The 12,203-nt window shown below is 71.7% G+C and carries 10 protein-coding genes; 6 read left to right on the top strand and 4 right to left on the bottom strand.

The window, feature by feature from the left end; all coding sequences use genetic code 11:
* Nucleotides 1-46: 46 nt before the first annotated feature.
* A complete protein-coding gene (locus DI269_RS22085) occupies nucleotides 47-1,180 on the bottom strand; it encodes an Mrp/NBP35 family ATP-binding protein (protein ID WP_112139898.1) in 1,134 nt (377 codons plus the stop codon).
* Between the two features lie 137 nt (nucleotides 1,181-1,317).
* On the opposite strand from DI269_RS22085, the gene DI269_RS22080 reads away from it, so the two are divergent.
* Nucleotides 1,318-2,157: a PhzF family phenazine biosynthesis protein gene (locus DI269_RS22080; protein ID WP_112139896.1), complete on the top strand. Its 840-nt coding sequence runs from the start codon at nucleotides 1,318-1,320 to the stop codon at nucleotides 2,155-2,157.
* A gap of 51 nt (nucleotides 2,158-2,208) precedes the next feature.
* Here DI269_RS22080 and amrA read toward each other — a convergent pair whose 3' ends face one another.
* Nucleotides 2,209-2,793, bottom strand: coding sequence for an AmmeMemoRadiSam system protein A (gene amrA / locus DI269_RS22075; RefSeq protein WP_112139894.1), 585 nt, complete (start codon nucleotides 2,791-2,793; stop codon nucleotides 2,209-2,211).
* Nucleotides 2,794-2,987: 194 nt separating this feature from the next.
* Here amrA and DI269_RS22070 point away from each other — a divergent pair, with 194 nt between their 5' ends.
* A complete protein-coding gene (locus DI269_RS22070) occupies nucleotides 2,988-3,851 on the top strand; it encodes an SDR family NAD(P)-dependent oxidoreductase (protein ID WP_112139892.1) in 864 nt (287 codons plus the stop codon).
* Nucleotides 3,852-3,988: 137 nt separating this feature from the next.
* Nucleotides 3,989-4,633, top strand: a complete 645-nt coding sequence (locus DI269_RS22065; RefSeq protein ID WP_232822863.1) for a vitamin K epoxide reductase family protein — start codon at nucleotides 3,989-3,991, stop codon at nucleotides 4,631-4,633.
* A gap of 42 nt (nucleotides 4,634-4,675) precedes the next feature.
* Here the strand turns inward: DI269_RS22065 and cysC are convergent, their stop codons facing one another.
* Nucleotides 4,676-6,220: an adenylyl-sulfate kinase gene (cysC, locus tag DI269_RS22060; RefSeq protein WP_112139887.1), complete on the bottom strand. Its 1,545-nt coding sequence runs from the start codon at nucleotides 6,218-6,220 to the stop codon at nucleotides 4,676-4,678.
* 307 nt (nucleotides 6,221-6,527) lie between these two features.
* On the opposite strand from cysC, the gene ppc reads away from it, so the two are divergent.
* Nucleotides 6,528-9,287, top strand: a complete 2,760-nt coding sequence (ppc, locus tag DI269_RS22055; protein WP_112139884.1) for a phosphoenolpyruvate carboxylase — start codon at nucleotides 6,528-6,530, stop codon at nucleotides 9,285-9,287.
* Nucleotides 9,288-9,372: 85 nt separating this feature from the next.
* A complete protein-coding gene (locus DI269_RS22050; protein WP_112139882.1) occupies nucleotides 9,373-10,197 on the top strand; it encodes a TrmH family RNA methyltransferase in 825 nt (274 codons plus the stop codon).
* Here the strand turns inward: DI269_RS22050 and DI269_RS22045 are convergent.
* Complete coding sequence (locus DI269_RS22045; protein ID WP_112139880.1) at nucleotides 10,194-11,066, bottom strand: arylamine N-acetyltransferase family protein; 873 nt, start codon at nucleotides 11,064-11,066, stop codon at nucleotides 10,194-10,196. The genes DI269_RS22050 and DI269_RS22045 overlap by 4 nt on opposite strands.
* 172 nt (nucleotides 11,067-11,238) lie before the next feature.
* Here DI269_RS22045 and DI269_RS22040 point away from each other — a divergent pair, with 172 nt between their 5' ends.
* Nucleotides 11,239-12,066 carry a metal-dependent hydrolase gene (locus DI269_RS22040; RefSeq protein ID WP_408612322.1) on the top strand — a complete coding sequence of 276 codons (828 nt, stop codon included), beginning with the start codon at nucleotides 11,239-11,241 and terminating at the stop codon, nucleotides 12,064-12,066.
* Nucleotides 12,067-12,203: the final 137 nt, after the last annotated feature.

Raw genomic sequence — 12,203 nt, 5'->3', positions numbered from 1 at the left:
GGCACCGATCCGTGAGGATCGGTGCCGCCGCTCCGTTTTCGCGGCTTCAGACCACGCTCAGCCCGAGGCGCTTGCCCGCCAGGGAGACCTTGCGGACCGCCAGCTGGTCGGCGATCGCGCGGATCGCGCGGGACGCCTCGCAGTCGGGGTCCGAGAGCACCAGCGGGACGCCGGAGTCGCCACCCTCGCGGAGCTTCGGGTCGAGCGGGATCTGGCCGAGCAGCGGGACATCGGTGCCGACGTCCCTGGTGAGCGCCTCGGCGACGGTCTTGCCGCCGCCGGAGCCGAACGGCTCGATGTGGGAGCCGTCGGGCAGCTCCATCCACGACATGTTCTCGACGACGCCCGCGAGCTTCTGGTGCGTCTGGGTCACGATCGCCCCGGCGCGCTCGGCGACCTCGGCGGCCGCCTGCTGCGGGGTCGTGACGACCACGAGTTCGGCGGTCGGCAGGAGCTGCGCGACCGAGATCGCGATGTCGCCGGTCCCGGGCGGCAGGTCGAGCAGGAGCACGTCCAGGTCACCCCAGTACACGTCGGCGAGGAACTGCTGGAGCGCGCGGTGGAGCATCGGCCCGCGCCACACGACCGCGGTGTTCCCGGGCGTGAACATGCCGATCGAGATGACCTTCATGCCGTGCGCCTGCGGCGGCATGATCATGTCCTCGACCTGCGTGGGCGCGCCCTCGACGCCGAGCATCCGCGGGATCGAGTGCCCGTAGATGTCCGCGTCGGCGATCCCGACCGACAGGCCCTTCTGCACGAGCGCGGCCGCGAGGTTCACCGTCATCGACGACTTGCCCACGCCGCCCTTGCCGGAGGCGATCGCGAACACGCGCGTGCGCGACTCGGGGAGGTTGAAGGGGATGACCGGTTCGGAGCCGGTGTTGCCGCGCAGCTTGACCTGGAGGTCGGCGCGCTGCTGCTCGCTCATGACGCCGAATTCGAGTTCGAGTTCGTCGACGCCCTCGACCCCGTCGACGGCGGCGGCGACGTCGCGCTGGAGCGTGTCGCGCATCGGGCAGCCCGCGACGGTGAGGAGGATCGTCAGGGACAGACGCCCGCCTTCGACCGCGACGGTGTCGACCATTCCCAGCTCGGTGATCGGACGGCGGATCTCGGGGTCGTTGACGTGCGAGAGCGCTTCGTGCACGGCCTCGACGACGGCGGCGTTGTCAGACATGACTCAATCGTAACCAGACGCCCGCAGGCGCCAATGTGAGCGTAGCCTTACCCACCGCTCGCTCCGTCCGGGCGCGTTCCGGGGCCGTGCGTTTTCGACGCCGTGCCGTTTTCAGGATGGCGAGCTATAAACGCCCCATGACGCTTCCGTTCGAGATCTACGACGTCTTCTCCGACCGCCCGTACGCGGGCAACCAGCTCGCCGTCGTCTACGACGGCCAGGACCTCGCGACCGCGCAGATGCAGGCGGTCGCCAAGGAGTTCGGCTTCTCCGAGACCGTGTTCGTGCTCCCCGCCACGGATCCGGGCGCCGACTACCTCGCGCGCATCTTCACCCCTGCGGAGGAACTCCCCTTCGCCGGGCACCCGACGATCGGCGCGGCGGTCGCCGCCGTGGCCGCCGGCCGCGTCACCGCGACCGACGGGCGGGTCGTCCAGGAGTGCGGCGCGGGCCTCATGGCCGTCGCCGTCGACGGCGGCACGGCGAAGCTCACCTCGACCGCCATCGCCGTCGGCCCCGAACTCGACCCGAAGACCGCCGCCGCGGCGATCGGCCTGAGCACCGACCGGCTCGTCGGCACCCCCAAGAACGCGAGCGCCGGCCTCGACCACAACTTCGTGCGGGTCGCCGACGCCGACGTGGCCGCCGCGGTCGACGTGCCCGGCCACCTCGACAAGGTGTACGTCTACAGCTTCGACGCCGACACGTCCGCGGTCCACGCGCGGCTGTTCCACGTCGGCGTGGGGGAGGACCCGGCGACCGGGTCGGCCGCCGTCGCGCTCGGCGTGCACCTGGTCGACGCGGGCCTGCTCGCCGGTGACGGCGTGCACGCCTACGAGATCGCGCAGGGCGCCGAGATCGGCCGCCCGTCCTCGCTGTCCGGCGAAGTCGTCGTCGAAGGCGGCGCCGCGGTGTCCGTGTCGGTCTCCGGCTCGGCCGTCAAGACCGCCGAGGGCACCCTCGTCGCGCTGCCGTAACCGACGCACTCGGCTGCGCCGCTTCAGTCCACGTACTCGAACCGGGCTGCCTCAGTCGACGTAGTCGACGGTGCCGTACCGCTCGGCCTTCAGGCCCTCGGGCCAGGGGGCCGAGCGGAGGTCCCCGGTCCACAGGCGCCGCGGCCAGCCGCCCTTGCGGAGCAGGGCCGCGACGAACCGGTGCGGGTCGGCCGCGGTCGACCACACCGACGGCAGGAACGTGGCCCGGCGTCCCTCGCCGTCCTTCAACGTCAACCCGTCCTCGCCCGGCCGCAGGCCGTCGATGAGCGCCGTGAAGTCCTGGGCCGCAACGGGTTCGGACGGGGTGAGGACCGCGATCTTGACCGTCAATGCGGGGACCTCGTCGGCCTGCACGGGCGGCAGCCGCGGGTCCCGCGCCGCCAGCCGCGCATTGCGGACCACGTCGAACCCCAAGGGCCGCAGCGCGACCAGTGTCCCGATGCAGCCGCGGAGGGTCCCGTCCCGCTCCAGGGTCACGAACGTGGCGGCCCGCTCCGCCAGCGCGGGCGGTGCGTCGGCGAGGAGTTCGCTCGCCCTGGGCGGCCGCGGGCCGAACGAGGTCGCGACCGCGCTGCGCGCCAGCGCCGTCAGGACCGGGCCCGGGTTCGGCTCCATCCCCCGATGGTCCCACGTTCGGGGCGGCCGGGGGTCGTCCCTGCGCGCGGGATTCCCGGACCGCGGCTCCGGAACCGTTCGCCTCCGTTGCGGGAGAAGCCCTCCGGTGCGGCGGATCGCCCTGATGGTGCGGTTTCGCGTCGTTCGGCCCGGCGGTGGTGCGTTTGGTCGGGGGACCGTGAGAGACTGCCCGCATGAATGAACCGCGTCCGAGCCTCGAAGCGTTCGAAGACGGCCTCGCCGAGGTGATCGACCTTTCCTCCGCTGGTCAGACCCCGTCCGCGCCCTCGCAGCGCGGGCGGCTCCAGGAGCTCGACTCGCTCGCCGGGAAGATCGCGCTGGTGACGGGTGCGGGTGCGCCAGACGGGATCGGGTTCGCGATCGCGACGCGGCTGCGGCTGGCGGGCGCGACGGTCGCGATCGTGTCGACGACCAAGCGCATTCACGAGCGGGCCGGGGAGATCGACGCGGTCGGGTTCGTGGCGGACCTGACCGACGAGGCCGAGGTGGGCGGCCTGGCCGACGCCGTGGTCGACGCGGTCGGCGAGGTCGACATCCTCGTGAACAACGCGGGCCTGACCTCGAAGTCCGATCCCGCCGTGGTGAAGCCGGTCGCCCAGTTGTCGTACGAGGACTGGCGTTCGGAGCTGTCGCGGAACCTCGACACGGCGTTCCTGGTGTCGCGGGCGTTCGTGCAGCCGATGGCCGAGCGCGGGTGGGGCCGGATCGTGAACGTCGCGGCGACCGCCGGCGTCGTGAACGCCGTCCCCGCCGAAGCCGCGTACGCCGCCGCCAAAGCGGGCGTGACCGGCCTGACGAAGGCCCTCGCCACCGAGGTCGTCGCCGACGGGGTCACCGTGAACGCGATCGCGCCGGGCCTGATCCGCACCGGGTCCTCCACGGTCCCCGAGCTCCAGCAGGGCCTCGATGGTCCGATGGGCCGCCCGGGGAACCCCGAGGAGGTCGCGGCCGCGGCCGTGTTCTTCTGCGCGCCTTCGGCGTCCTATGTGACCGGCCAGACGCTCGTGGTCGACGGCGGCCGGTCCCTGCGGGTCTGACGCGGGGCGCCGACCGCTTCGACGTCCCGGGGCCCGGCCGGGTTCCCGGACGTCCCGATCGCCACATTCGCCCGTCCTCGGCGCAACTCCGGCCGCGCCGCGGTCGTTACCCTTGCGTGATCACATCGACGGCAACCGTGAACGAGACCCAGGGGGCGCACATGGACGAGGCGTTCGGCGAGACGGGGAGAGAGGCCCGGGGGCGCACCGTCACCGGGCTGGTCCTGCTCGTCGGGGGGCTCGTCGGCCTCGCGGCCGCGTTCGACCTGACCTACGAGCGGATCGCCTCGCTCATCGACCCCGACCACGTCATCTCGTGCGACTTCAACCCGGTGCTGTCGTGCGGCACCGTCATGAACACGTGGCAGGCGTCGGTGTTCGGGTTCCCGAACCCGATCATCGGGCTCGCGGCGTTCCCGCTCGTGATCTTCATGGGGGTCCTGTGGCTCTCGAAGACCGAGCTGCCGCGCTGGATCGCGCTGGCGTTCAACCTCGGGACGCTCGGCGGGCTCGCGTTCGTGTCGTGGCTGATCTTCCAGTCGGTGTACAAGATCGGGGTGCTGTGCCCGTGGTGCATGGCGGTGTGGACGGTGGTCCTGCCGATCTTCTGGTTCACCACGATCCGCAACCTCCGCACCGGAGCTATCCCCGTCAACGACGACTGGCGCGACCCGGTCGACGACGTGCTCCGCTTCCACTGGATCGGCCTGGCGCTGCTGTACGTCGCCGTGGTCGGCATCGTCGGCACCGGGTTCTGGGACTACTGGTCCACGCTGCTCTAGACAGTCGAAAGGCCCGGGCCGAAGCCCGGGCCTTCCTTCGTTCTAGGCGATCCTGAGGCCGATCGGCTCCAGCCAGCCGCCTTCGGAGAGGAATTCGAGGACCTGCTCGACGCCCTCGCCGACGGTGATGTCGGTCGTGTCGATCTCCAGCTCCGCGTTCAGCGGCTCCTCGTACGGGTCGGAGATCCCGGTGAACTCGGGGATCTGCCCGGCGCGCGCTTTCGCGTACAGGCCCTTGCGGTCCCGCGACTCGCACACTTCGAGGGGCGTGGAGATGTGCACGAGGACGAAGTCGGCGCCGGCGGCCTCGGCCATGCGCCGCGCCTCGGCCCGGTCGACCTCGTAGGGGGCGATGGGGGAGGCCATGCCGATGCCGCCGTGGCGGGCGACCTCGGCGGCGACGAACCCGATGCGGCGGATGTTCACCGACCGGTCGGCGCGCGAGAACCCGAGCCCGCTGGAGAGGAGCCTGCGCACCACGTCGCCGTCGAACAGCGACACCGTGCGGGTGCCCTCCTCCAGGAGCGCCTCGTAGACGCCGCGGGAGATCGTGGACTTGCCCGAGCCCGAGAGCCCGGTGAAGAACAGGACGAGGCCCCGCTGGCGCCGCGGCGGGCGGGCCTTGCGCAGTTCGGCGGCGACGCTCGGGGGCGTGTGCCATTCGGGGAGGCCGAAGCCGCGGTCGAGCATGTCGGCGATCTCGGCCTCGCTGAGCGCGGTGCGCCGGAACGGCGGCTCGATGTCCTCGATCGGCCGCCACTGGCCGTCGCGGGTGTCGTAGGCGAGTTCGCGCGGGACCATCGACCGGACGCCTTCGCCGCCGCCGAGCCCGTCGGGGCCGGTCATCAGGTGCGTCGCGCCGTACGCCTTCGCCACTTTCGCGGTCAGGAGCCCGTCGCGGAGGCGGTCGCCGCGCTTGGACAGCGGCACCGTCAGCACGGTCGCGGTCGGGAGGCGGTCCTTCGCGGCGAGCACCGACCGGACCAGGGCCGCGGTCGGCAGCCGCAGTTCGCGGTCGCCGTTCGTCTCGTCGCCGGTGGGGATCATGACCAGGACGTGCGCGGCGAGGTTGTGCGCGGCCCGCGCGAGCTGCGCCAGCTGCGGGCGGTGCAGGGGCTTCTCGGCGACGAGCGCGAGGACCCGCGGCTTCGTGTACGTCGTGCGCGCCTGCTCGGGGGTGGCCCGCAGGCCCGTGAACACGCCGTGGGCCGCATCCGCTATCCGCCGCACGGGGCCGCCGACCCGCACCATGTCCGGGCCGAGCGCGTCCAGGCTGTGGCATTCGACCGCCGCGACCGGGGCCCCCTCGGGGTCGGTGATGCGAAGCACACGCCGCTTCGGGTCGGGGTTGTCGAGGAGCCGCGCGATCGCGATCGGGACGTCGAGCGTCACCGGCACCGGCCACGCCGTCCCGTCCGGCAGCATGCCCGTGGTGGTCACCGACCTCGCCTCGACCTCGCCCATGAACCCGCGCAGGGGCGCGTACGCGCCGTACAGCAGCAGCTCCAGGTCGGCGAGTTCGTGCGGGAGCGGGGTGTGGCTCGGCGCCTCGGCGAGGATCTCGTCGGGCAGTACCCAGTCAGACATCGGCGGTCGGGGTCCCTTCGCAGCGGATTCGGCGGGGCGGCATCGGTCTCGGTCGAACCAGGGTATGCCACGGGTCCGTCACGCACCTCACCCGCTGCGGCCGGGAACGCACCGGATCGTCCCGCATGGCGGACTGAGAAAGTGGCGCGCCCATTACCGGTAAGTTACGCTGACCTAGCAAATTTACGGCTCCGCAAGCGGTCGCCGTGGGTGCTCTCCAGCACCAGTGCACAGCAGTTCACCGCGGACAAGGACGTCGGCGCGAGCGGCCCCTCAGGGTTTGCCCAGACCAGCAGTGGAGACCTCCATGGACTACTACGACTCCTCCAGCGGAACCGACGACAAGCAGCTGCGCCGCGACATCCGGCGCCTCGGCAACCTCCTCGGCCAGGCGCTCGTCCGCCAGGAGGGCCCGCAGCTGCTCGAACTCGTCGAAGAGGTGCGCGGCCTGGTCCGCCACCAGCCCGAGGCCGTCGCGTCCCGGCTCGCCAAGCTCGACGTGACCGAAGAGGTCGACCTCGCGCGCGCGTTCGCCACCTACTTCCACCTCGCGAACATCACCGAGCAGGTGCATCGCGCCCGGGACATGCGCCGCTCCCGCGCCGAGAACGGCGGCTGGCTCTCCCAGGCCCGCGCCGAGATCACCCTCGAAGACGTCCCCGCCGACCAGATCGCGGCCGCCGCCGAGCGCCTCGAAGTGCGCCCCGTGTTCACCGCGCACCCCACCGAGGCCGCCCGCCGCTCCATCCTCATGAAGCTGCGCAACATCGCCGACCTCCTCGACGCCGAGGCCGCCGAGCGCGCCGTCCTCGGCTCCGCCGACGTCGACGCCGTCAACTCCCGCCTCGCCGAGATCATCGACCTGCTGTGGCAGACCGACGAACTGCGCGTCGAGAAGCCCGAGCCCACCGACGAGGCCCGCAACGCGATCTACTACCTCACCGACCTGTACCGTGACGCCGCCGCCCGCGTCCTCACCGACCTCAACGCCACCCTCACCGACCTCGGCGGCTCCCCCCGCCCCGGCCACGCGCCCCTGCGCTTCGGCACCTGGATCGGCGGCGACCGCGACGGCAACCCGTTCGTGACCCCCGAGGTCACCAAGCAGGTCCTGCTCATGCAGCACGAGCACGGCATCGCGGCCGCCGAAGGCGCCGTCGCCGGGCTCATCAACGAGCTCTCCGTGTCGCAGGCCGTCCGGCCCGCCTCCCAGGAGCTCCTCGACTCCGTGGGCGCCGACCTCGACCGGCTCGGCACCGCGATCCCCGGCCGCTACAAGCGCATCCACGCCGAAGAGCCCTACCGGCTCAAGGCCCGCGCCATCGAGGCGAAGCTCGCCAACACCCGCGCCCGCCACGCCGAGGGCCTGCCCCACCGCGCCGGCTTCGACTACGCCGACGGCCGCGAACTCCTCGCCGACCTCCAGGTCATGCGCGACTCCCTCGCCCGCCAGCGCGGCCAGCTCCCCGCCAAGGGCGTCCTCGACCGCGTCATCCGCACCGTCGCCGCCTTCGGCCTCCAGCTCGCCACCATGGACGTCCGCGAGCACTCCGAGGCCCACCACGCCGTCCTCGCCGAGCTGTACGACGCCACCGGCGAACTCGACCGCGCCTACGCCGACCTCACCCCCGAGGAGCGCAGCGACGTCCTCGCGAAGGAGCTGTCGGGCCAGCGGCCCCTCGCGCCCGCGAACGTCGAGCTCACCGACGCCAACCGCAAGACCTTCGACGTCTTCCACGCCATCCGCGACGCCCAGGAGCAGTTCGGCAAGGCCATCGTCGAGTCCTACATCATCTCGATGACCCACGACGCCGGCGACGTCCTCGCCCCCGCGATCCTCGCCCGCGACGCCGGCCTCATCGACGTCGCCCGCGGCCGCGCCGACGTCGGCTTCGTGCCCCTCCTCGAAGAGGTCGAGGAGCTCGCGGGCGCCGACGTCCTCCTCGACCGGCTCCTGAGCCTGCCCGCCTACCGGGCGATCGTCGCCGCCCGCGGCAACGTCCAGGAGGTCATGCTCGGCTACTCCGACTCGAACAAGGACGCCGGCATCACCGCCAGCCAGTGGAACATCCAAGCGGCCCAACGGCAGCTGCGCGACACGGCCCACAAGCACGGCGTGCGCCTGCGCCTGTTCCACGGCCGCGGCGGCACCATCGGCCGCGGCGGCGGCCCCACCCACGAGGCGATCCTCGCCCAGCCCTCGGGCACCCTCGACGGGGCCATCAAGATCACCGAGCAGGGCGAGGTCCTCTCCGACAAGTACACGCTCCCGGCGCTGGCCCGCGAGAACCTCGAACTGACCGTGGCCGCGTCGCTGAAGGCCACGCTGCTGCACACCGAGCCGCGCCACCAGCCCGAGGTCCTGGCCCGCTGGTTCGACGTCATGGACCAGACGTCCGAGGCGTCGAAGGCCGCGTACCGCTCGCTCACCGGGCAGGCCGGCCTCGCCGAGTACTTCTGGGCCGTCAGCCCCACCGAACTGCTGGGCGCGTTGAACATCGGCTCGCGCCCGTCGAAGCGCCCGAACACCGACGCGGGGCTCTCGGGCCTGCGCGCGATCCCGTGGGTGTTCGGCTGGACGCAGTCGCGCCAGATCGTCCCCGGCTGGTACGGCGTCGGCTCGGGCCTGGCGGCCGCCCGCGAGGCGGGCCTGGGCGGCGACATCGCCGAGATGTACGAGAAGTGGCACTTCTTCCGCAACTTCGTCTCGAACGTGGAGATGACCCTCGCCAAGACCGACCTGTCGATCGCGGACCAGTACGTCTCGACGCTCGTGCCCGCGCACCTGCGGCCGATCTTCGACGCCATCAAGACCGAGCACGCCGCCACGGTGGCCGAGGTCCTGGCGCTCACCGGCGGCGAGCAGCTCCTCAGCGCCAACCCGCAGCTGTCGCGCACCCTGGAGGTCCGCGACCGCTACCTGGCGCCGCTGCACCACCTCCAGATCTCGCTGCTCAAGCGCTACCGCTCCGAGGGCGGCGCCGACGGCGACGTGGACCCGCAGCTCAAGCGGGCCCTGCTCATCACCGTCAACGGCATCGCCGCGGGCCTGCGCAACACCGGCTGATCCGTCGCATTCCGAACACGAGGCCGGGGCATCGCTCCGGCCTCGTGCTAGGTTCGCGCTTCCACCCGATCGAAGCGCGGAGAACATGGCGAGAAGCTTGCGAGTCAGCGTCCGGAACGCGAAGTTCCAGCAGTGGGAGACCTTGCTGCGCAACCGGACCAAGCGGCACCGGGCCGGGTCGTTCCTGGTCCAGGGGGTCCGGCCGATCACGATGGCCGTCGAGCACGGCTGGACCGTGCAGGAGCTGCTGTACGACGCCGACCGGCCGCGCCTGTCCGACTGGGCCCGCGGGCTCCTCGACGCCCCGCACACCGAGCGGGCCGCCGTCTCCGCCGACCTCATGGCCGAACTGGGGGACAAGGACGGCGACGGGCCCGAGCTCCTCGCCCAGGTCGCCATCCCGACCCGGCGCCTGTCGCAACTGGAGTCGCGGCCCGGCTGGCTCGGCCTCGTCGTCGACCGGCCCACGAGCCCGGGGAACCTCGGGTCGCTCATCCGCTCCGCCGACGCGTTCGGCGCCGACGCGGTCATCGTCACCGGCCGCAACGCCGCCGACCCCTACGACCCCAAGGCCGTCCGCGCCTCCACCGGGAGCCTCTTCGCGCTCCCGGTGATCAACGCGGCCTCCGCGCACGAGGTCGTCGAATGGGCCGGGAAGCAGGCGCTGCGGCCGTCCATCGTGGGCACCGACGAGCGCGGCGAGCAGGCCCTGTCCGGCCACGACCTGCGCGGCGCGCTGCTCCTGGTCGTCGGCAACGAGACCGAGGGCATGTCGAAGGCGTGGACCGAACTCGCCGACGCCGTCGCCCGCATCCCCATGTCGCCCAAGGCCGCGTCGTCGCTGAACGCCGCGAACGCCGGCACCGTCGCGCTGTACGAGGCGGTCCGGCAGCGGGCCGAGGAGTCCTAGACCGCGTTCGCCTTGCTCTCTTCCGCGAGCTTCTGCTCGTGCTGCGCCTGGGCCTTCGCCCACAGCGCGGCGACGTCGGCGTCGGCGAGGGTGAGGTTGAACCGTCCCCGCAGGAGCGAGGCGAACTCGTCCTCGCCCCCGACGACCCGCACCGACTTGAGGTCGGGGAGCTTCGGGTCGTAGACGGTGAGGGTGCGGGCCCGCAGGACCCACATGTCGTCCTCGCTCGGGTTCTGCACGGTGAGGGTCTTCACGAACGGCGACTCGGGCGAGGTGGACAGCTCCAGGCAGCGCTCGGCGAACTCCTCGGGCCTTCTTGCGGCGAGCTGGAAGTCGAACGTCAGGTTCGCGACGCGCGGGTCGATCGCGCAGCGCCACTCGCCGCCGCCGAGGCTCCACACGCCGAAGTTGAACGCGCCCACCCGGTAGCTGCCGTTGCGCAGCGGCAGCGGATCGCGGAAGCCCGTGCCGATCCCGGCGTCCGCCAGGTACTCGGACCCGTCCCTGCCCTGCTTCTCACCGAATCGGACCACGAGCGGCATGTGGTTCCACCACGCGCCCTCGCCGTCCACTTCGCGCCGCACGCCGCCGAGGACGCGGCGCACGTCGAAGCCCATGGCCTCCAAGGCGTGCGCCAGGACCCCGTTGTGCTCGTAGCAGAACCCGCCGCGCCCGCCCTCGACGAGCTTGGCGTACAGCGAGTCCGCGTCGAGCCGGACGGGCCGTCCGAGCTGGATGTCGAGGTTCTCGTAGGGCATCGCCGCGACGTGCGCGCGGTGGACCCGCCTGAGCGCGTGCAGGGTCGGGCGGCGCGGGGCGGAGATCCCCACGCGGTCGAGGTAGGCGGCCAGCTGCGCGGAGTCGAACACTCCTCGACCATAGCGCGAGTGAATCTCCCGGTCTCGGGTCGTGATGGGACCGATACGCGAAAGATGTTGCGGGGCTGAACGTTTGTCACTCCTGGGACCGCGGTGGTGGTGCCGGTATGGGATAGTGGCGCCATCCTCCCGACTTCACCTTGCCCTTGAAGGAGTCCCCGCTATGGTCATGGGTCCGACCCACGCCATGTCCGGCGCCGCCCTGTGGTTGGCGGGTTCGGCCGTCGCCTCCGCGGCGTTCGGCATCGACCAGACCGCGAGCGAGCTCGCGGTCGGCACGATCGCCGCCGCCGGCGCCGCCCTGTACCCCGACATCGACTGCGCCGGTCGCGTCACCGAGAACAAGGGCGGGTCCACTGTGGCCCGCTCGTTCGGCGTCGTGTCCCTGTTCGTCGCCGAGTGCGTCGAGCGCCTCTGCTTCTGGTTCTACCTGCTCACCAAGGGCAAGAAGGATCCGAAGCGCCAGAACGGCCACCGGCTGTTCACCCACACCATCCTCCACGCCGCGATCGTCGGCGTGGGCACCGGACTCCTGGCCGCCTGGGGCGGCAAGTTCGCCGTCATCGCGATCCTGTTCGTCCTCACCGGCCTCGCGGTCCGCGGCCTGATGAACTCGATCGTCGAGAAGTACGGGTGGGTCGTCACCACCGGCATCTCCCTCGCCGTCTCCTACGGCATGTACCACCTGCTCGACGAGAACCGCTCCTACTGGCTCCTCGGCCTCGCGATGGGCATCGGCTGCTTCATCCACATCCTCGGCGACATCATCACGAAGATGGGCTGCCCGATGTTCTTCCCCTTCCCGTTCCTCAAGCGGCGCTGGGTCGAGATCGGCCTGCCCGACAAGATCGCCCTGCGCGCCGGGGGCAAGGCCGAGTACAAGATCCTGCTGCCGGCCCTCACCGTCCTCGTGGTCATCGGCATGTTCTACAACCTGCCCGAGGTGCAGAGCCTGCTCTTCGACGGCGCAGGACAGGGCGCCTCGGAGTAGGCGCGCGCAACTCGCTCGGCCCGCAGGACCGCGCGAGGTAGACTCGACCGGTCGCCGGAACAGCCCCCCGTCAGGGCTGTCTCCGGCCATCAGTCGTGCCCTCCAGGGCAGTCTCAATGAAGCCGCGCAGGGAGCCC

Origin of the sequence: Glycomyces dulcitolivorans, assembly GCF_003265355.1 — a bacterium.
In the GTDB taxonomy this organism is placed as follows: Bacteria; Actinomycetota; Actinomycetes; order Mycobacteriales; family Micromonosporaceae; genus Glycomyces; species Glycomyces dulcitolivorans.
The sequence above is the reverse complement of the archived record's forward strand: the minus strand, read 5'-3'. Positions and strand labels throughout refer to the sequence as shown.

Bases quoted from the DNA above. Each gene is read 5' to 3' on its own strand.
- amrA (WP_112139894.1), bottom strand. From the start codon at position 2,793: ATGGAGCCGAACCCGGGCCCGGTCCTGACGGCGCTGGCGCGCAGCGCG.
- cysC (WP_112139887.1), bottom strand. From the start codon at position 6,220: ATGTCTGACTGGGTACTGCCCGACGAGATCCTCGCCGAGGCGCCGAGC.
- DI269_RS22040 (WP_408612322.1), top strand. From the start codon at position 11,239: ATGGTCATGGGTCCGACCCACGCCATGTCCGGCGCCGCCCTGTGGTTG.
- DI269_RS22085 (WP_112139898.1), bottom strand. From the start codon at position 1,180: ATGTCTGACAACGCCGCCGTCGTCGAGGCCGTGCACGAAGCGCTCTCG.
- DI269_RS22050 (WP_112139882.1), top strand. From the start codon at position 9,373: ATGGCGAGAAGCTTGCGAGTCAGCGTCCGGAACGCGAAGTTCCAGCAG.
- DI269_RS22080 (WP_112139896.1), top strand. From the start codon at position 1,318: ATGACGCTTCCGTTCGAGATCTACGACGTCTTCTCCGACCGCCCGTAC.
- DI269_RS22070 (WP_112139892.1), top strand. From the start codon at position 2,988: ATGAATGAACCGCGTCCGAGCCTCGAAGCGTTCGAAGACGGCCTCGCC.
- ppc (WP_112139884.1), top strand. From the start codon at position 6,528: ATGGACTACTACGACTCCTCCAGCGGAACCGACGACAAGCAGCTGCGC.